This is a genomic window from Clostridium sp. CM038, assembly GCF_055081105.1.
This window is the reverse complement of the sequence record NZ_CM143651.1, coordinates 3,809,763-3,828,601: the sequence shown is the minus strand read 5'-3', so window position 1 is coordinate 3,828,601 and position 18,839 is coordinate 3,809,763. Positions and strand designations below refer to the sequence as shown.

Annotated in this window: 15 protein-coding genes, 1 tRNA gene and 1 pseudogene; 12 read left to right on the top strand and 5 right to left on the bottom strand. The window is 31.7% G+C overall.

Annotated features, from left to right (window positions below):
• Nucleotides 1-61 precede the first annotated feature (61 nt).
• Together ACWJKS_RS17665 and ACWJKS_RS17660 are read right to left on the bottom strand one after the other, a co-directional pair.
• The gene (locus ACWJKS_RS17665; protein ID WP_462960103.1) at nucleotides 62-1,408 is read right to left on the bottom strand and encodes a [Fe-Fe] hydrogenase large subunit C-terminal domain-containing protein; all 1,347 of its coding nucleotides are present in this window, start codon (nucleotides 1,406-1,408) and stop codon (nucleotides 62-64) included.
• A 169-nt stretch (nucleotides 1,409-1,577) separates the two neighbouring features.
• Nucleotides 1,578-1,653, bottom strand: a tRNA-Pro gene (locus ACWJKS_RS17660).
• A 339-nt stretch (nucleotides 1,654-1,992) separates the two neighbouring features.
• On the opposite strand from ACWJKS_RS17660, the gene ACWJKS_RS17655 reads away from it, so the two are divergent.
• Nucleotides 1,993-2,613, top strand: a complete 621-nt coding sequence (locus ACWJKS_RS17655; protein ID WP_165412349.1) for a LysE/ArgO family amino acid transporter — start codon at nucleotides 1,993-1,995, stop codon at nucleotides 2,611-2,613.
• Between the two features lie 80 nt (nucleotides 2,614-2,693).
• Here ACWJKS_RS17655 and ACWJKS_RS17650 read toward each other — a convergent pair whose 3' ends face one another.
• Complete coding sequence (locus tag ACWJKS_RS17650) at nucleotides 2,694-3,017, bottom strand: hypothetical protein (protein WP_216303786.1); 324 nt, start codon at nucleotides 3,015-3,017, stop codon at nucleotides 2,694-2,696.
• 327 nt (nucleotides 3,018-3,344) lie between these two features.
• Here ACWJKS_RS17650 and ACWJKS_RS17645 point away from each other — a divergent pair, with 327 nt between their 5' ends.
• Together ACWJKS_RS17645 and ACWJKS_RS17640 are read left to right on the top strand one after the other, a co-directional pair.
• Complete coding sequence (locus ACWJKS_RS17645; RefSeq protein ID WP_462960102.1) at nucleotides 3,345-3,692, top strand: hypothetical protein; 348 nt, start codon at nucleotides 3,345-3,347, stop codon at nucleotides 3,690-3,692.
• Between the two features lie 19 nt (nucleotides 3,693-3,711).
• A complete protein-coding gene (locus tag ACWJKS_RS17640) occupies nucleotides 3,712-4,143 on the top strand; it encodes a hypothetical protein (RefSeq protein ID WP_220286279.1) in 432 nt (143 codons plus the stop codon).
• Nucleotides 4,144-4,205: 62 nt separating this feature from the next.
• Here the strand turns inward: ACWJKS_RS17640 and ACWJKS_RS17635 are convergent, their stop codons facing one another.
• The gene (locus ACWJKS_RS17635; protein WP_462960101.1) at nucleotides 4,206-5,111 is read right to left on the bottom strand and encodes a PhzF family phenazine biosynthesis protein; all 906 of its coding nucleotides are present in this window, start codon (nucleotides 5,109-5,111) and stop codon (nucleotides 4,206-4,208) included.
• Nucleotides 5,112-5,295: 184 nt separating this feature from the next.
• Nucleotides 5,296-6,675: a UDP-N-acetylmuramate--L-alanine ligase gene (gene murC, locus ACWJKS_RS17630; protein WP_462953441.1), complete on the bottom strand. Its 1,380-nt coding sequence runs from the start codon at nucleotides 6,673-6,675 to the stop codon at nucleotides 5,296-5,298.
• Nucleotides 6,676-7,011: 336 nt separating this feature from the next.
• Here murC and purR point away from each other — a divergent pair, with 336 nt between their 5' ends.
• From purR to mfd, 9 genes and pseudogenes are all read left to right on the top strand, one after another.
• Entirely contained in the window at nucleotides 7,012-7,833 is an 822-nt protein-coding gene (gene purR, locus ACWJKS_RS17625; RefSeq protein ID WP_462960100.1) for a pur operon repressor, read from the top strand.
• Between the two features lie 96 nt (nucleotides 7,834-7,929).
• On the top strand, nucleotides 7,930-8,226 hold the full coding sequence (gene spoVG / locus ACWJKS_RS17620) for a septation regulator SpoVG (RefSeq protein ID WP_165412342.1): 297 nt from the start codon (nucleotides 7,930-7,932) through the stop codon (nucleotides 8,224-8,226).
• A 166-nt stretch (nucleotides 8,227-8,392) separates the two neighbouring features.
• Nucleotides 8,393-9,763 (top strand): bifunctional UDP-N-acetylglucosamine diphosphorylase/glucosamine-1-phosphate N-acetyltransferase GlmU, encoded by a 1,371-nt coding sequence (gene glmU, locus ACWJKS_RS17615; RefSeq protein ID WP_216303792.1) that lies wholly within the window; start codon nucleotides 8,393-8,395, stop codon nucleotides 9,761-9,763.
• Between the two features lie 243 nt (nucleotides 9,764-10,006).
• On the top strand, nucleotides 10,007-10,978 hold the full coding sequence (locus ACWJKS_RS17610) for a ribose-phosphate diphosphokinase (protein WP_165412340.1): 972 nt from the start codon (nucleotides 10,007-10,009) through the stop codon (nucleotides 10,976-10,978).
• A gap of 332 nt (nucleotides 10,979-11,310) precedes the next feature.
• Nucleotides 11,311-11,997 carry a response regulator transcription factor gene (locus ACWJKS_RS17605; protein WP_165412339.1) on the top strand — a complete coding sequence of 229 codons (687 nt, stop codon included), beginning with the start codon at nucleotides 11,311-11,313 and terminating at the stop codon, nucleotides 11,995-11,997.
• Nucleotides 11,998-13,420, top strand: a pseudogene (locus ACWJKS_RS17600) (HAMP domain-containing sensor histidine kinase).
• Between the two features lie 52 nt (nucleotides 13,421-13,472).
• On the top strand, nucleotides 13,473-14,405 hold the full coding sequence (locus tag ACWJKS_RS17595) for a S1C family serine protease (protein ID WP_165412337.1): 933 nt from the start codon (nucleotides 13,473-13,475) through the stop codon (nucleotides 14,403-14,405).
• A gap of 227 nt (nucleotides 14,406-14,632) precedes the next feature.
• Nucleotides 14,633-15,196 carry an aminoacyl-tRNA hydrolase gene (gene pth / locus ACWJKS_RS17590; RefSeq protein ID WP_462960099.1) on the top strand — a complete coding sequence of 188 codons (564 nt, stop codon included), beginning with the start codon at nucleotides 14,633-14,635 and terminating at the stop codon, nucleotides 15,194-15,196.
• 56 nt (nucleotides 15,197-15,252) lie between these two features.
• A complete protein-coding gene (gene mfd, locus ACWJKS_RS17585; RefSeq protein WP_462960098.1) occupies nucleotides 15,253-18,774 on the top strand; it encodes a transcription-repair coupling factor in 3,522 nt (1,173 codons plus the stop codon).
• The last annotated feature ends 65 nt before the right edge of the window (nucleotides 18,775-18,839 follow it).

Sequence of the window (18,839 nt, the reverse complement as noted above, 5' to 3'; positions counted from 1 at the left end):
ATATATTAATTACTGAGTATTATACCATATTTTAATTTGCATTTATATTGCAAAATATTATCTAAAATTCTCTGTTGAATATTTTGGTTTTGTTTTTATCTTTAAAATCATCAACAGTATTAATTCCAATTCTACTTAGAATTTCGTTCATACAATCACTATCTAAGGAAGTTTTAATTTTTGAACTTTCTGCAAACTTATCCACTCTACGTTTTCCGCAGCTTGCGTCAATCAAAGCTTTAGGCCCTCCAACACAACCACCAACACAACCCATACCTTCTATAAAATTTGCATTAACCTCTACATTTTGAGCTTTAGCAAGTAGTTTTTTACATTCTTTTACACCGTTTCCTTGAATAGCATTTAATAAATGATATTTTTCAGGAAATAATTTTTCTATAACGTCTCCAATTGCTATAGATACTCCTCCTGTCCTAGCGTAAAGCCTGCCGCCTCTGGAAGCATACTCACTGGATACAGCTTGTGGAAGTTTTTCTGGGTCGATGTTTAATATATCAAAAATATCCTTAAGTTCTGAGAATGTAAGAACAAAATCAATATCACCTAAAAGGTCTTTTTCCTTAGCTTCACCCTTTTTTGCAATGCAGGGACCTATAAAGACTACTTTGCAGTTAGGGTTTAATTTCTTCAAAATTCTACCGCAGGCAATCATAGGAGATACAGAGGGAGATACATACTTCACTAAATCGTGGTAAATCTTTTTTACCATCCCTACCCACATAGGACAACAGCAGGAGGTGATCATTAAATCTTCTTTTGTTTTAATGTGCTCATCAAATTCTACGGATTCTTTCAATGTAAGCATATCCGCAAAAAAAGCAACTTCAACCATATCTGTAAACCCCATTTTTTTAAAAGCGGTTCTAAGATTATTTATATTAACATTTTCTCCAAATTGACCAGTAATGGCAGGGGCTACAGCTGCTATTACTTTCGAATCTCCTCTTAATAAATTTAAAAGAGGAATAAACTCTACCTTGTCCATTAAGGCACCATTCGGACATGCTTCTACGCAAAAACCACAGTCTGTGCATTTATCATTGTCAATATAAGTAGTATTACTTTTATTATCTATTAATATGGCATCAAAAGGGCAGGAAGCTTGACATTTTGTCTTTCCAGGCTTATCTGTACAATCCATAGTGCAGCCTTTGATTTTATTTACAATTTTATAATTTGATTCATAAGAAAGGATAGCTTTATTTAAATCATCTATGTAATTATGAGAAAAGTATACTTCAACTCCGCAAAGTGAGGAAATTACGGAGCTTAACTCAGTTTTATTAATATTATCCTTAGACAGTAATTCCTGTACTTTGTTTTCAAAATTATCTTCATAATAGGATTTGGCTAGGGATTTAAAAATTTCATTATACATTTTATTCAAAATAATCACTCCTAAGTTGTTATTAGATATGTAATGACTTTAGCATATTATCTACAAAAAATAATAAAATAGTAGGCTATTATCTATTTTGTCAAAAATGACGAGTTTTATACATACTAACGAATAAAAATTTATAATAAAAAAAGAGTTGTCATTAGACAACTCTTTTTGGTCGGGGTGACAGGGATTGAACCTGCGACCTCATGGTCCCAAACCACGCGCGCTCCCAGCTGCGCTACACCCCGAAGACAACTTAATTATACAAAACAAATGCATAAATGTCAACAAAATTGGTAAATATTTTTGAAAATATAAAACATGAAATATGTAAGTTATAAATTCTACTTGCTGACAACACTAGTTATTATATAAAACAAATGCATAAATGTCAACAGTTTATTTTTGTTTTATATAACTGGATCTTGCCACAATTTTCTGAAAACATTATTGCATTTAAAATTTTTATAGATTACAATTAAGTTCAAATTGTAATCTATAAAAATTAATAATCTCACATAAATAGAGGTGCAGATAAAGAGGTAATTTTTAAGTGATAAGGATATATATGAGTTAGGGGGATCGGAATGTATAAATATATAATACAAGGCTTACTCTTAGGTTTCGCATACGTAGCACCCATTGGTACACAAAACATATTTGTAATAAATACGGCTATACGCAAAAGTAGACTAAGGGCATATCAAGTTGCATTTATTACTATATTTTTTGATATATCACTTGCGCTTTCATGCTTTTTAGGTGTAGGGGCGCTTATGGAAAGGTTTAAACTTTTAAAGATACTTATTCTTTTACTAGGTAGTGTAGCAGTAATCTACATTGGAGTAGGTCTCGTCAGGCAAGTTCCAGAAGTTGAATCGGGAGAAACTGTGGATGTGAATAAATCATTTATAAAAATAGTATGGACATGTTTTGCAGTAACCTGGCTAAATCCCCAGGCTCTAGTTGATGGTTCCTTATTATTGGGTGGGATGAGAGCTTCACTTCCAGTAAACATGTCAAGCTACTTTATTATAGGGGTATGCTTAGCGTCCTTCATTTGGTTTACCTCATTAGCAACAATTATTTCGCTATTTAAAGGGAAGTTTAACATTAAAGTTATTAAAATAATAAACTTAGTATGTGGTATAGTCATAATATTATATGGATTTAAATTAGCATATTCTTTTGTTAAATTAATTATTTAGGGAATGTGTAAAAGAAGAGAGCGGCTTTTAGGATGATATAAAAACAATATTATCCTAAAAGCTGCTTTATATTTATTTATTTATTTATTTTTGCCATTCTTTTCTTTATCACCGGCGCCTCTAGTAGGTACAGTAGACATAACAAAACCTACAAGGATTGATAATAAGGCAGGAGCTAGTATGTTAATATATACTATATATCGTGTTTTGTATAAAACTAGAGCTATGAGAGATGTTACTAGTGCGGTAGATACAAAAATAATAATTACGAATTTAGCGAAAGAACTCATGAATTTCTCATACAATCGGTGACGAGTTGGCCCACTTATAATACTTCTAAATAGAAAATATGAAGCAAAGATTATTACGACATCTACTATAGCTGAAACTAGAAAATTTTTCATTATATATACCTCCAAAACATTTTTTCATATCTAGTGTTACCAAAGACTAATGTTTATACGCAATATAATTATAAATATTGAAATTTAAATATGAGTGTTTACATTAGTAGATAATTTTGGTAGTACAAAATTTAGTTGCTTTAAAATAAAAAAATGAGAAAACAATGAGGGATATTATGTTGAAAATTACAGAAATAGTTTTTTGAAATATATAGATGGTTTTAGGATTATTAGATAAAGGTAATATTGTGACCGGTAGAGAATATATAATTGATAAAGATACTTATGGAATAGCCTAATACTAATATCTTTTATTGGAGGTGCCATATGATTTATGAAAAAAGCAATTTGAAAATAATAGGCGATTTCGCAGTAAAGGAAATACAAAAGGATGAATATAACGTTGATTTAATAATCGAAGTGGAGTATCGGTGCGTAAATTTATATTTTGAAAATCTGCCTAAGTACATAAAGTCTAGAATACAATTTCCATCTGTTAAAAGTATATTTATTAGATTTTGTAATATAGAAGATAATAATAATATATGTACAGTGCATTTTTTAAGTGATAGTGGAATCCATTCCACTATGGCAAATTTTGAAATAGATTATAGTGAAATATATATTGAAGTAACAGATAAAGAATTTTTCGTGGAGCTGAAAATACACAAATAGTATCTTAGGAGGGAAGCAATTGAAAGAAATTAAATTTAGTAGAGTAACAAAAAAAATGGCTATGAAGCAAGGTGCATTCAGCATTTTAATGAGCTTTGCATTATTAATAGGAGTCATAGGATCATTTGTTCGTGGAAGAACTGGAATTGCGGGAATATTTCTAATGGTGACATTTGTATCTATAGGATTTTCAATATCTTTTATTATAAAACTTAGAAAACTAGAAAATTTAAATTATTTAAAATTTGAAAAGGATAGATTTGAACTTAATAGTAACTTTGCGTCAAAGGGGAAGACTATTATGTTTAATGATATAAGTAAGGTTGCAATAACAAAAAAATATATTGCAATAAAAGTAGGTAAAAAGCCATATAATATCCTTCTTCAACATATTGAACCTGAAAGCGTTAAGGCAGTAGAACAGCTTTTCATGAGATATAATAGAAAGTAAAAAAGCTCATATCCTTATTTTAGTATAAGGATATGAGCTTTAATTTTTTTAATTTATGTAGATTAAATAAGCCCCTCCATAACAATGACCGATTTACCCCCAACCTTTACTGTTAAGTTTTCTTTGCTTCCTTCTAATCTTACGATTATTTTACTAGGTCTATTCATATAGTAGCCTTGTTCACAGATTATAGTTATATTATCTTCAAATTTAAGCACATCATTTTTTACTAGATAGGCACCAAGTGCCCCATTAGAAGTTCCTGTGGCAGATTCTTCATTTATGCCAGCAGCGGGACCAAAGTTTCTACAAGATAGAGTGGAGGAGTCTTCTTCAGTTTCAAGCGTAAAGGCATGTACCCCAATAATATTTAGATTATTACTATATTCAGTTAATCTAGTATAGTTTGGATTTAGGGATTTTAATGCAGACAAACTTTTGACCGGAAGCATAATGTCTGTAAGGCCGGTAGATACAGCTTGAGGAATGAGGCTATACCCGGATATTCCTATATCACGTGAATTGATACCCATGATTTGTGCAAGTTCATATGTATTTGCAACATCAAAAACAAATTTGGGTTTAGCTTGAGTCATCATTACACTATCGATTTTATTATCTTTAAAATAAAGTTCAACTGGTAAAATACCGGCCTTTGTTTTTTGTTTTACAATTTTAACATTATCAGTTCCAGTAATAATACCTTTTGAAGCTAAAGAAAAAAAAGAACCAATTGTAGCATGACCACATAAGTCTACTTCTTGGGTAGGGGTAAAAAATCTTACCTCATAATCTGCTTCCTCATCTTTCATAGGAAAAACAAAGGCAGTTTCCGATAAATTCATTTCTCGGGCGATATTTAACATATCGGTATAATTTAATCCAATAGCGTTAGGTACTACACCAGCTGGATTACCACCGAAGGGCAGATCTGAGAAGGCATTTACTTGGTAAATAACTTTTTTCATAAAGAACACATTCCTTTCTAAGGTTAATTTTAAATAAATTTTCAGGATTACACTCCTAATATAGTGGTTGTAGACAAACACATAAATAAAAAATAAGCCTACATCTGAAAGACGTAGACTTAAGCCTTAAGTATTATGGATTATTTTATAATTTCATAAAAATACTTTAGATAAATATAAACAATTATTTTAAGTACATTTCTCCTATTTTAACGATGTCTCCTGCACCCATTGTAAGAAGAATATCTCCTTCTTTTAAATTATTGTTAAGATGATCAACAATTTCATCAAAGCTATGAAGATTTATGCAATTTACACTTTTCTCTCTTATTCTATCTCCAAGCATATTTGAACTTATTACTCCAGTATCTTTTTCCCTGGCAGCATAAATATCTGCTAGTATTAAATTATCCATATCATAAAAAGAATCTGAAAAATCTTCAAATAAGCTTAATGTTCTTGAATAAGTATGGGGTTGGAAAACACAATAAATTTTATTATGAGGATAATTTTTTGTAGCACTTAAAGTTGCTTTAATTTCTGTAGGATGGTGGGCATAATCGTCAATAACAGTTACGCCATTTTTAATCCCCTTTAACTCAAATCTCCTATGTGTACCCTTGAAACTAGAAAGGCCGCGCGTAATTGAGTTTTCAGAAAAATTAAGGATTAGTGCGGTGCCTATACTTGCAAGAGCATTTAGAACATTATGCTGCCCGGGTACATTAAGATTTATTTGAAATAGTCTGTGACCCTCTTTGTATACATCAAAGGTGGCACAACCTAATTCATTATAACTAATATCTTTTGCCTTAAGCATTCCGTTATTTATTCCGTAAGTAAGTATGCTGCAGTTGTAATTATGATTATGGAGGATAGTTTTAACATTTTCATCTTCCACATTCGCAACTAAATAGCCTTCTTTTGGTATAATATTAATGAATTTTATGAAGGTATCTTTAATGTGATTTATGTCTTTATAGTAATCTAGGTGATCCGCATCTATGTTTAATATTGTTCCTATATAGGGAAAAAACTTTAAGAATGATGCTTTATACTCACAGGCTTCTGTAATAAAATAGTCGCTATTTCCAGCTAAAACATTACCTCCGATAGCATCTAATTCTCCACCCACGAGTATTGTAGGGTCTACATCCTCTTTTAAAATGATGTGGGCAAGCATTGAAGTGGTAGTAGTCTTACCATGTGTACCCGCTACTGCAACATTATATTTGTGACCTTTCATAATTTGACCTAAAAATTCAGCCCTATCTATTAAAGGAATGTTTAACTCTTTAGCCTTAATGTATTCTGGATTTTCAGGAGAAATAGCAGCAGTGTAAACTACTAAGTCTGCAGTATTTATGTTATCACCATTATGGCCTATATAAATTTGAACACCTTTTTCTTTAAGTTTGTTTGTGATATGTGATGAATTCATATCAGACCCAGAGACTGTATAGTTATTTTTTATGAGTATTTCAGCAAGACCACTCATACTTATGCCACCGATTCCTATGAAATGAACTTTTTTGTTTTTATCTCTTATAAAATCAAAAGACATTATATCAACTCCTTAAAAATGATTATGACTATTTAGTATATGCAAATTGCATTAGTAATGATTATAACAAATAAATGTATATATGTACGTCTTAATTATATACAAAAATACAAAAAAACTAAACACATTATAGAATAATATTTTTTCAAAATGCCTTGCATCAAATTATAAAGCTTAAAAGCTGTCAACAAGTTTTCGCACGTAAAGTAACTAAATCTCTTGAAATTAGTTATTAGGCATTGTAATAAAGATAAAAAAGATTTACAATTAAAATACGAATGATAGTAAGAATTTTACAAAGTAAAATTCGTAAAATAAAGATATGGGTGAGATATTATGAATAAATATAGTAGAAATCAAAGAGTTACAGGTATTACTAAAATATTAACAGAAAATCCTAATAAGACAATTAATCTAAAGATGTTTACGGAATTATTTAATGCAGCTAAATCCACAATTAGCGAAGATATTGTTATTGTTCGTGAAACTTTAAGTGAGTTATCTATGGGAAGAGTGGAATCGGTGGCAGGCGCAGCTGGTGGAGTAAAATATATTTGCGGAGTCTCAAGGCAAGAAGGTATAACATTTGCAGAAAAATTATGTGAAATTTTAACACAGAAGGACAGGGTGATACCAGGAAACTTTATATATATGACTGATATTATGTATAATCCAGAAATAGTGCACAAAGCAGGAGTAATCCTTGCATCTGCGTTTAGTGAGTTAGACATAGACTATGTTGTAACAGTCGAGACTAAAGGGATACCACTTGCGTATGAAGTGGCAAAAATGCTTGGTGTTCAATTAGTTATTGTAAGGCATGATCCGAAGGTTACTGAGGGCAGTACTGTTAGTATCAACTATGTATCTGGATCTAGTAACAGAATTCAAACTATGTCTCTTTCAAGAAAGTCTATAAAAAAACAGAGCAAATGTATTTTTATAGATGACTTTATGAAAGCTGGAGGCACTGCAACAGGTATAATTAATTTGCTTAAAGAATTCGAAAGTGAACTTTTAGGTATTGGAGTTCTCGTTGATAATATTCAAAGCGGTCATAAATTAATAGCAGAATACATATCGATTATTCAGTTTAAAGGAATAAACGAGGAAGGTAACTCTGAGTTAACTCCATCAAAAAACTTTGAAAAAGTGTAATATTCAAAAGATTTAATTTTTATTTACAATTTAAGAAGGAAAAACCCAAGTTATAGAGAAATAGTATAACTATAACGCAACTTGGAGGTGGAGTGTATGGAAATCACAGACGTTAGAATTAGGAAAATAGCTACAGAGGGGAAAATGAAGGCGATTATATCAATAACTTTTGACAATGAATTTGTTGTTCATGATATTAAAGTGATAGAAGGTCAAAGTGGACTTTTTATTGCTATGCCAAGTAGGAAAACTCCAGATGGGGAATTCAAGGACATAGCACACCCAATAAATACTCAAACAAGAGAGAAGATTCAATCAGCTATATTGGATGAGTATGAAAAAGTAAAAAATGAAAAACCAGTAGAAGAGGTAGAAGAAAATTTAGAGGTATAAAAAAGGGGGTTACCCCTTTTTATTTTATAAAGAAAATATTAAAAACGGCCAAGGTTGGTTGCAATTAAATGTTATATAAAATATAATATAAGAAGTGTTTTAATTGAAGAAAAGATAAAATAAAATGTGTGAATATGTCGAATTAATATATAAAGAGGTGTTTAATTTGTATAAATGCGCTATAATATTAGCTGCAGGTCAAGGAAAAAGAATGAATTCTAATATGCCTAAGGTTGTACATAAGGTTTGTGGTAAAGAAATGATAAACCATGTTATTGACATTATGAGAAAGGCAGATATTGAAATGGTTGATGTGGTAATTGGAAAAGGAGCCGCGCAGGTTAAAAAAGTATCAGAAGATAGAAAAATTAATTACTCCGTCCAAGAAGATCAGTTAGGCACAGGACATGCAGTAATGTGTGCTAAAGAGTTCCTAAGTGGGAATGAAGGTACGGTAGCAATATTTGTTGGAGATGGTCCACTAATTACTGAATGTACAGTTAGGAGACTATTAGATTATCATGAAAAAGGTGATTTTAAAGCTACTATATTAACTTCAAGTATGGCTGAGCCTGCAAAGTATGGTAGAATAATTAGGGATGAAAATGGTGAGGTTAAAAAAATTGTTGAGTTTAAAGATTGTACAAAAGAAGAAGTATTAGTTAAAGAAGTAAATTCTGGAATGTATTGCTTTAGCATAAAAGAATTACTTAATAGTTTAGATAGATTAAATAATAATAATGCTCAAGAGGAATACTATTTAACAGATGTTATTAGTATATTAAAGGAGCAAGGGTTTAAGGTTGGAGCTTTTGATGTGCCAGTTGAAGAAATTACTGCAGTTAATTCAAAGGTAGAGCTTGCAGATGCAGAGGCCATTATGAGAAAAAGAATAAATAGAAAACATATGGAAAATGGAGTTACAATAATTGACCCTAATAATACATACATAGATTCAGAAGTTATAATAGGAAAAGATACTACTATATATCCAGGGAATATTTTGCAGGGTAAGACTATTCTTAAAGAAGAGTGTGTTCTTTACCCTAATAATAGAATTGCGGATAGCATTATAGGAAACGGAGTTTCAGTTCAAAGTTCTGTAGTAATTGAAAGCCAGATAGGCGATCAAACTACTGTTGGACCTTTTGCGTACATTAGACCAGAAAGCAATATAGGTAAACATGCTAGAATAGGAGATTTTGTTGAAATTAAAAAATCAACTATTGGAGATAATACAAAGGTATCTCATCTTACTTATATTGGTGATGCAGAGGTAGGAAGTGGATGTAATTTTGGCTGCGGAACTGTAGTTGTAAATTATGATGGAAAAGCAAAATACAAAACTATAATAGGCAATAATACGTTTATAGGATGCAACACTAACCTAGTAGCACCTGTAAAGGTTAATGATAACGCGTACATTGCGGCTGGTTCTACAATTACAAATGAGGTACCTAAAAATGCTTTGGCAATAGCTAGAGCAAGGCAAAAAAATATTGAAAATTGGGTAGTGAAATCAGGACACAGCAAATAAAATAACAAGCATACAATCAATAAGTAAATTATAAAGGGAGGTGTAAAACTGATTTTTTCAGCAGAATGTGTATATAAAAACTACTAAAGGCGCATTGAATGGTATGTAAGATTTTAATGTGAGAGTATTAACCCTAGTAGTTCAGTCTCGTGATGCTGACGTTCTATTTAGTGTATAGAATGAAAATTTATATGAATTGTATTAAAATATGATTTGTTATGATTTTAGGAATCAGAACTACATATGATAAACCACGGAAAGAATATTAAAATTTTTACGGGCAACTCAAATCCTAAATTAGCCGCAGATATAGCTGACATACTAGGATTACCAATTGGAGCTTCAGAAGTAGGAACTTTTAGTGATGGAGAAATATCTGTTAATATACATGAAACTGTCAGGGGCGCAGATGTATTTGTTGTTCAATCGACTAATGCACCAGTAAACGATAATTTAATGGAATTACTTATTATGATTGATGCATTTAAGAGAGCTTCAGCAGGAAGAATAACTGCGGTTATACCATATTATGGGTATGCAAGGCAGGATAGAAAAGCAAAAGCTAGAGATCCAATTACAGCAAAACTTGTGGCAGATATTATAACAACCGCAGGAGCAGATAGAGTACTGACTATGGATTTACACGCAGCTCAAATACAAGGATATTTTAATATTCCTGTTGATAATATGACCGGGACACCTATACTTGCAAAATACTATATCAAGAATGGATTTAAAGATAGGGACGATGTAGTTGTAGTTGCACCAGATCTTGGAAGCGTTGCTAGGTCAAGAAAATTTGCAGATAAGCTACATGCATCAATAGCGATAATTGATAAGAGAAGACCAAAAGCTAATGTTGCAGAAATTATGAATGTTATAGGTGACATTAAGGGGAAAACTTGTATCATGATGGATGACATGATAGACACTGCGGGAACAATAACTAATGGAGCGAATGCTTTAGTTAAACTCGGAGCAAAAGATGTTTATGCTTGTTGCAGTCATGGCGTATTATCAGGGCCTGCTATTCAAAGAATAAATGATTCGGTAATAAAAGAATTGATAATATTAAATACAATTGATATGCCAGAAGGTAAACAATGCGAAAAATTCACTACATTATCTGTAGCGCCAATTTTGGCGGAGGCTATAAAGCGAATATATGAGGATGTTTCGGTAAGTAAATTATTCGAGGAAGATTCCAGTTTATAATACATATTTTAAAATAGTGATGCTCTATTATTTTTATAATTGGGCATCGCTATTTTTTTATAATCTGGATTTACATAATAATGGGATAGTAAGTATACTATATAGACTCAGTACTTATGTAGAATGTTTAAATTATTATCGGAAGTGGTGAATAATTTGTAACATTTAATAAAAACTAATAACTTATCATTAAAGTATGATAAATTATTAATAAGATAAATTAGCATGTTGGCTAGTTATTTTTCAAAGATGAATGATAGAAAAAAATAGAGGGAAAAAATAGAGGAAAAAAATAGAGAAAAAAATAGAGGAAATAATTTGGAGGTACTGATATGGAAGGAACTATAGGGAAAATACTAATAGTTGATGATGATAAAAATATTGCTGAGGTAATTAAAATGTATCTTGAGAATTCAGGATATGCAACAAAAGTAGCATATGATGGCAGGGCCGCACAGGAGGCATTTTTAAGTTATAAACCAGATTTGGTGCTTTTAGACATAATGTTACCGTATATTGATGGAATCGATGTTTTGAAATGGATAAGAAAAGAGAACGAAACACCGGTTATTATGCTTACTGCCAAAGGGGAAACATTTGATAAGGTATTGGGGCTAGAACTTGGAGCGGATGACTATGTAGTTAAGCCTTTTGAGCCAAAAGAAATAATTGCAAGAGTGAAAGCTGTGCTTAGGCGTTATAACTTAGATAAAGGTGGTAAAGAGGTTTTAAATTTTGAGGATCTAGAAATTGATATTAATTCTTATAATGTTACATATAAAGGCTCAGAGGTAAAAATGCCACCTAAAGAATTTGAACTAGTACATTATTTAGCTCTTAACAAGAATAGAGTTTTCACAAGGCAACAACTCTTATGTGAGGTTTGGGGATACGATTATCCAGGAGACTCTAGAACAGTGGATGTGCATGTTAAAAGGGTAAGAGAAAAGCTTCAAGGAGGTCCAAATTGGCAAATTGAGACTGTTTGGGGAGTGGGATACAAATTTGAGGTGAAATAGATGTTTAAAAGAGGGCTGTTTTTTAAGATGTTAGCCACCTATACTATTATAATTTCAATGAGTTTAATAATTATTGCCTCTTTTTTGTCTTATTGGTTCCAAAATTATTTTTTTCGAGCAAAGAAAAGAACAATTTTTGGATAAGTCATATATGATACAAGGGCTTGCTATGAAATATATGGCTGGGGATGCTACTTCGGAAAAATTAAATGACGTAATGACAATCATTGCTGAGTATATAAAATCCGATATTTGGCTTACAGATAGCTACGGTTGTGTTTATTTGGTATCTAATAAAGAGCATAAGGAGTTTATGGGAAAACAGGTTTTTGCTGAGCAACTAGATCAGCTTAGGCTTGGGCATACGTTTGAGATTACAGGCCCTTATGCTGGAATATTTGATAACACGGTAAGAGTTTACGGTACGCCAATAAGAACTGAGGCGGGCACTTTTAAGGGAGCTATAATATTATGCAACTCAATTGAAGAATTAAGCCAATCTTTAAAACGTGTTTATGAAATAATTTGGATATCTGCAATTTTTGCAATAATATTCTCTTGTATAGTTATATATTATTTTTCTCAAAAAATAATTATAAAGCCTTTAGCAGAGATTAATTCAGTAGCTAAGAAGATATCTAATGGGGATGTTTATAAGAGGGTTTATTTAAAATCTAATGATGAAATAGGAGAACTCGCTCAATCATTTAATTTTATGGCTGATTCTGTAGAAAAAAACGAGAAAAATAGACGCGAATTCATATCCAATGTATCGCACGAGATTAGATCTCCTATAACATCAATTAAGGGGTTTATTGGTGGGATACTAGATGGGGTAATTCCAGAGGAAAAGGAAAAATACTACTTATCTATTGCCTATGAGGAAATTCAAAGACTAACAAGGCTTGTAAATGACTTATTAGATATGTCTGCAATTGAAGCTGGGGAGTTTAGTTTGAAGATTATGGAAGTGGATATTAATGAAATCATTAGACTTACAGTTATAAAAAATGAAACAAAAATTAAAGAGAAAAAGGTCTCTGTAGATGTATGCTTTGATGAAGATAATTTATTTGTAGCAGGAGACAAAGATAGATTAGTACAAGTGATTACAAATCTATTGGACAATGCAATAAAATATGTAAGTGATGGTGGGAAAATAAAGATTAGTTCAAAATCTAAAGGAAGAAATGCATTAATATCTGTGTTCAATGCTGGTCCGCAAATAGCTGAGGAAGATTTATTGCATATTTGGGATAGATTTTATAAAGCGGATAAATCAAGAACAGCAAAAGATAGTACTGGACTTGGATTATCTATAGTTAGAAATATAATAACTCAATTACAGGGTGATATATGGGTTGAAAATAAGGACAATGGTGTTTATTTTACTTTTACATTAACGAAAGTGAATAATTTATAATGAAATAAAATTTATATAATATAGATATGACCAGTAGGGAGGGGATGATGCTATGGATAATAAGGATAACTATGAATCTTGTAATGAAGTAAGAGATGCTTTGTGGAAGAATGCAGATTTTGGCAAGGACATCTTTAGCGAAATTAAATTTAGAAAAAACAACAAGAAAAATTATTTCAAGACATTTTTAAAAGTAATTAGTTTTATGCTGATAGCAGCCCTATCTGGGGGGATTACAGCCCAGTATATAATTAATAAGGGGAAAGTACCAAAAGTGACTAGTAGCAATTTAAATTCAGGTGTAAGAGAAAACGATAATATTCAAGAGGCAGATGATAATCCTATTTCACAAGTTGCACAAAAGGTAGCACCATCAGTAGTTGGCATTAGTAGTAAAGCAGAAGAATTGTGGGATACACCAGAAGGCAATGGTTCAGGGATTATATTTAAAAGTGATGGATATATTATTACTAATTATCATGTAATTAAAGGTGCGACAAAAATAAAAGTGAAACTGAGCAATGATAATATATTGAAAGCAACAGTTGTAGGCACGGATGTTATATCTGATTTGGCGGTTATAAAAGTTGAAGCTAGTAACTTGCCTATTGCAAAATTTGGCGATTCATCAAAGGTTAAAATTGGTGATATAGCTATTGCAATTGGTAATCCACTAGGAAAACAGTTTTTAGGAACGGTTACTGCGGGTATTATAAGCGCATTGGATAAAAGAATTAATATTGTTGATAAAAAAACAGGTGAACAAACTATCTATAAAGTAATACAAACTGATGCAGATATAAATCCAGGGAATAGTGGTGGAGCGTTATGCAATATCTATGGAGAAGTTATTGGTATAAATAGTTTGAAAATTGATTCATCCAGTGAAACTTACGGAATGGGGTTTGCTATTAATATAAATGAAGCTAAAGAAGTTATTAATGATTTGATGACTCATGGTAAAGTTATTAGACCACTAAAATAGCTTAATTAAGGTTAATAATATAATCTTAGCAGTTATATAGGTTAGGCATAGCAGACTACTAGTTATTTTTAAAGATAAATCATAATAAAAGAATAAATTATATGGTAATTTTTATGTGAAGTTGTGGATTAAAATACTTTTTTAGTATAATATTATAAATAAGGCATATGAAAAAATATTTATGTGGTAGACATAAGGCTTAAACATAATAATATTTGGGGGTAATAATGTATTTGGTAGTTGGACTAGGAAATCCAGGAAATGAATATAGGTATACAAGACATAATGTAGGATTTGATGTAATAAATTTAATGGCAGAGAAGTATAATACTTCAATTAATAGGATAAAATTTAAAGGAGTATGTGGAGAAATAATCATATCAGGGGAAAAAGTAATTCTTTTAAAACCTAGTACATATATGAATTTAAGTGGAGAAAGTGTGTGCGAAGCAGCTTCTTTTTATAAGATTCCAAATGAAAATATCATCATAATGTATGATGATATTAGTTTGGATGCAGGTAAATTAAGAATACGAAGTAAGGGTAGTGCTGGTGGACATAACGGGATAAAAAGTATTATAGCTAACATGTCGTCCGACATATTTCTAAGAATAAAAATAGGGGTAGGACAACCGGAAAAGGCGCTAATACCTCATGTTTTAGGGCGATTTTCTAAAGAAGACCGGGTGCTTGTAGAAAAGACTTTTGAGGCTAGTATAAAAGCTGTTCAAACGATAATAGCAAAAGGATATACGGAGGCTATGAATCAGTTTAATGGATTTAATGCTTAAATAAAAATATTATTGGAAGATTATCTATATTTATGGAGTGAGTGAGAGGTGTTAACATGAGACTGAGTGGGCTTATGAAGCCTTTGAAAGAGAGTAATCAATTTAAAAGTATACTAAGCAATATAGAAGAGAAAATATATCCAATTGGCGTATATGGACTTTCGGAATCAGCTAAGAACTATTTAGTGAATGGTGTGTACGAGCAATTAGATAAATCTATATTGATTTTAACGCATAGTGATGTAGAGGCTAAAAATATTTACGAAGACTTATCTTTTTATGTAAATGATGTGTACTATTTTCCAACTAGAGAAATGGGATTTTATAATGCGGATGCTGTATCTGGCGACTTGAGATGGGAAAGACTTAAAGTAATGAAAAAAATTACTGAAAGCGGTAAAAAAATAATAATTACTTGTATTGAGGCTTTGGCAGCGACTTATATGCCTATAGATTTGCTCCGAAAATATATTTTCAAATTAGCTGTAGGGGGCAATTTAAATTTAAATGCGTTTTCGGAAGAATTAATTGAATGTGGGTATGAAAGGGTAGAAAGAGTAGACACAAAAGGTCAATTTTCAATAAGGGGAGGAATTATAGATTTATATCCCCCTATTTCTGCGTTACCTTTTAGGATAGAACTCTATGACGACGAAATAGATTCTATAAGGACATTCAATAGTGAAACTCAGAGGAGTATTGATAAGGTATCCGAAATAGATGTATTTCCAGCAAAGGAAATGATATTAACCCAGGAAATTAGGGAAAAAGGATATAACAAAATAAAGGAAGACCTAATCAATGTGGTAGGTAGCTTTAACAAGAAAAAAGATAAAGAAATTATAAAAAAAATAACTTCATTAGTTGATATTAATTTGGAATCACTTAAAGAAACGTGGAGTTTTAAAGATGTTGATAGCTATATGCCTTACTTTTATGATAATGTATCTTCTTTTTTAGATTATATGAAGGGATCATTTATAGTGGTTGATGATTCACAAAGGTGCCTAGGTAAACTAGATAGCGTGTATTTCGAATTTGAAGAAAATTACGAGAATTTTTTAAGACGAGGAAGTATACTGCCTAAACAAGCAAAAATTTTAATTGATAAGCAATATATATATGAAGAGTTAGAGAACGTAGAAGTTATTACAATAAACGCTATTGCTAAAAGCACAACAGTGCTTAAGCCAAGGGACATAGTATCTTTTTCTCAAATTACCAATTATGATTACCATGGCCAATTAGACATGCTTATTGAGGATATAAAGGACAAAAAAAGTAAAGGATACAAGATCGTAATTCTTTCTGGTACAAGAACTAGAGGGGAGAAATTAATAGATATACTTAGGGATAGAGGCATTGAAAGTGTCTATAAAGACAGCATTTCTCAAATTGAGTTTGGAGAAGTAGTTGTAACCTTTGGTAATCAATTAAAGGGCTTTGAGTATCCGCAGCTGAAATTATGTGTTATTTCCGATAAAGAGGTTTTTGGTGGATCAAAAAGAAAAGCTACTAGTCGTTCTAGTAAAAAGGGAGTAAGTAAACTTAAAAGCTTTACAGAACTTAAATTGGGAGACTACGTTGTTCACGTAAATCATGGAATAGGCGTATACAAAGGAATTAAGCAATTGGAAGTTCATGGACATAAAAGAGATTACTTGCAACTGAGTTATAATGGTTGTGATAACCTCTATGTTCCGGTAGAACAATTAGATTTAGTACAAAAATATATTGGAAGTGAAGGCAAAGCTCCAAAGATTAGCAAATTAGGTGGGCTAGAATGGGTTAAGGCTAAGAATAAAGTTAAAAACTCTATTGCAGATATTGCAGAGGATTTGGTAAAACTTTATGCAGCAAGGGCTACACTTAAGGGCCACAGATATAGCAAGGATACTGTATGGCAAAAACAGTTTGAAGAAGAATTCCCATTTGAAGAAACTCCAGATCAAATAATAGCAATTGAAGAAATCAAAAAAGATATGGAGTCGGATAAACCAATGGATAGATTGATATGTGGTGACGTTGGGTATGGAAAAACAGAAGTAGCCGTTAGAGCGGCATTTAAAGCGGTTATGGATGGAAAGCAAGTAGCGTTCTTAGTACCAACTACAATACTCGCTGAGCAACATTATAAAAATCTTACCAAAAGATTTTCAGACTTTCCAGTAAAGGTTGAAATGGTAAGTAGATTTAGGACACCTGCTGAGCAAAAAGTTGTCATTAAGGCGACAAAAGAAGGAAACGTAGATATATTAATAGGAACGCACAGAATAATTCAGCAAGATGTAAAATTTAAAGACCTAGGGGTATTGATTATAGATGAGGAACAACGATTTGGGGTTACTCATAAGGAAAAAATAAAAAGTCTAAGAAAAAATATAGACGTGATTACGCTAACAGCTACTCCAATTCCAAGAACATTGCATATGTCGCTTACTGGAGTGCGCGACATAAGTGTAATTGAAACGCCACCAGAGGAGCGGTATCCAATACAAACCTATGTGGTAGAATTTAACGATCAATTAATAAGGGATGCGATGCTGCGAGAACTAAATAGAAAGGGGCAAGTTTTCTTTGTGTACAATAGAGTAGAAACTATCAAAGAAATGGCAGCATTTATAGGAAAGCTAGTTCCTGAAGCTAGAGTGTGTATTGCGCATGGGCAAATGACAGAAAGAGAATTAGAATCTATTATGATAGATTTTATGGAGAACAAGTATGATATATTGATGTGTACAACTATTATTGAGACGGGAATAGATATTCAAAATACAAATACAATTATAATTTACGACGCAGATAAGATGGGACTTTCTCAGCTTTACCAATTAAGAGGTAGGGTTGGTCGATCAAATAGAATAGCTTATGCATATCTTGCTTATAAAAAAGATAAGGTGTTAACAGAGGTTGCTGAAAAAAGACTTAAAGCAATTAAGGATTTTACGGAGCTAGGGTCAGGTTTTAAAATCGCAATGAGAGATCTCGAAATTCGGGGTGCTGGAAATATGATGGGCGGTGCTCAACATGGTCATATGGCTGCGGTAGGCTATGATTTATACTGTAGGATGCTCGAAGACACAGTGAAAAAAATAAGAGGCGATATAGAAATGGAGCCTATTGAAACTTCTGTTGAAATTAAAATAGATGCGTATATTCCTAGTACTTATATTGAAGATGAGTCGCAGAAAATTGAAATTTACAAGAAAATTGCGGCTATTGATTGTAACGAGGATATGGTAGATATACAAGAGGAAATAGAAGATAGGTTTTCAGACATACCATCAAGTGTTGTAAGTCTTATGAATATCGCTTATCTTAGGTGTATATCAAGCAAGGTGGGGATAATAGAAATCAAAGAGGTAAAGGAGGAGATAATATTACAATTTGATAGTAGCGAAAGAATAAATCAAAAATTAGTTAAAGCCTTGATTAGTAAGTATAATAGAAGTATTGTATTTAAATTAGGGAATAAGCCTGCCTTTGCATACAAGATTAAAAATTTAAACAAAGAAGAGGTGATTGCGAATCTCATAGAGATTGTAAATCATATAAAAAGTATAGTTGAAATAAAGTAAAATTGTGTTAAAATTAATGGGTATCGTAACAGAGCTTTACACGGCGATATTACATATAGAATGGG

Excerpts from the sequence above, each read along its gene's own strand:
- ACWJKS_RS17655 (WP_165412349.1), top strand. The coding sequence starts at position 1,993 with ATGTATAAATATATAATACAAGGCTTACTCTTAGGTTTCGCATACGTA.
- ACWJKS_RS17650 (WP_216303786.1), bottom strand. The coding sequence starts at position 3,017 with ATGAAAAATTTTCTAGTTTCAGCTATAGTAGATGTCGTAATAATCTTT.
- ACWJKS_RS17645 (WP_462960102.1), top strand. The coding sequence starts at position 3,345 with ATGATTTATGAAAAAAGCAATTTGAAAATAATAGGCGATTTCGCAGTA.
- ACWJKS_RS17635 (WP_462960101.1), bottom strand. The coding sequence starts at position 5,111 with ATGAAAAAAGTTATTTACCAAGTAAATGCCTTCTCAGATCTGCCCTTC.
- murC (WP_462953441.1), bottom strand. The coding sequence starts at position 6,675 with ATGTCTTTTGATTTTATAAGAGATAAAAACAAAAAAGTTCATTTCATA.
- purR (WP_462960100.1), top strand. The coding sequence starts at position 7,012 with ATGAATAAATATAGTAGAAATCAAAGAGTTACAGGTATTACTAAAATA.
- spoVG (WP_165412342.1), top strand. The coding sequence starts at position 7,930 with ATGGAAATCACAGACGTTAGAATTAGGAAAATAGCTACAGAGGGGAAA.
- ACWJKS_RS17610 (WP_165412340.1), top strand. The coding sequence starts at position 10,007 with ATGATAAACCACGGAAAGAATATTAAAATTTTTACGGGCAACTCAAAT.
- ACWJKS_RS17605 (WP_165412339.1), top strand. The coding sequence starts at position 11,311 with ATGGAAGGAACTATAGGGAAAATACTAATAGTTGATGATGATAAAAAT.
- ACWJKS_RS17595 (WP_165412337.1), top strand. The coding sequence starts at position 13,473 with ATGGATAATAAGGATAACTATGAATCTTGTAATGAAGTAAGAGATGCT.
- pth (WP_462960099.1), top strand. The coding sequence starts at position 14,633 with ATGTATTTGGTAGTTGGACTAGGAAATCCAGGAAATGAATATAGGTAT.
- mfd (WP_462960098.1), top strand. The coding sequence starts at position 15,253 with ATGAGACTGAGTGGGCTTATGAAGCCTTTGAAAGAGAGTAATCAATTT.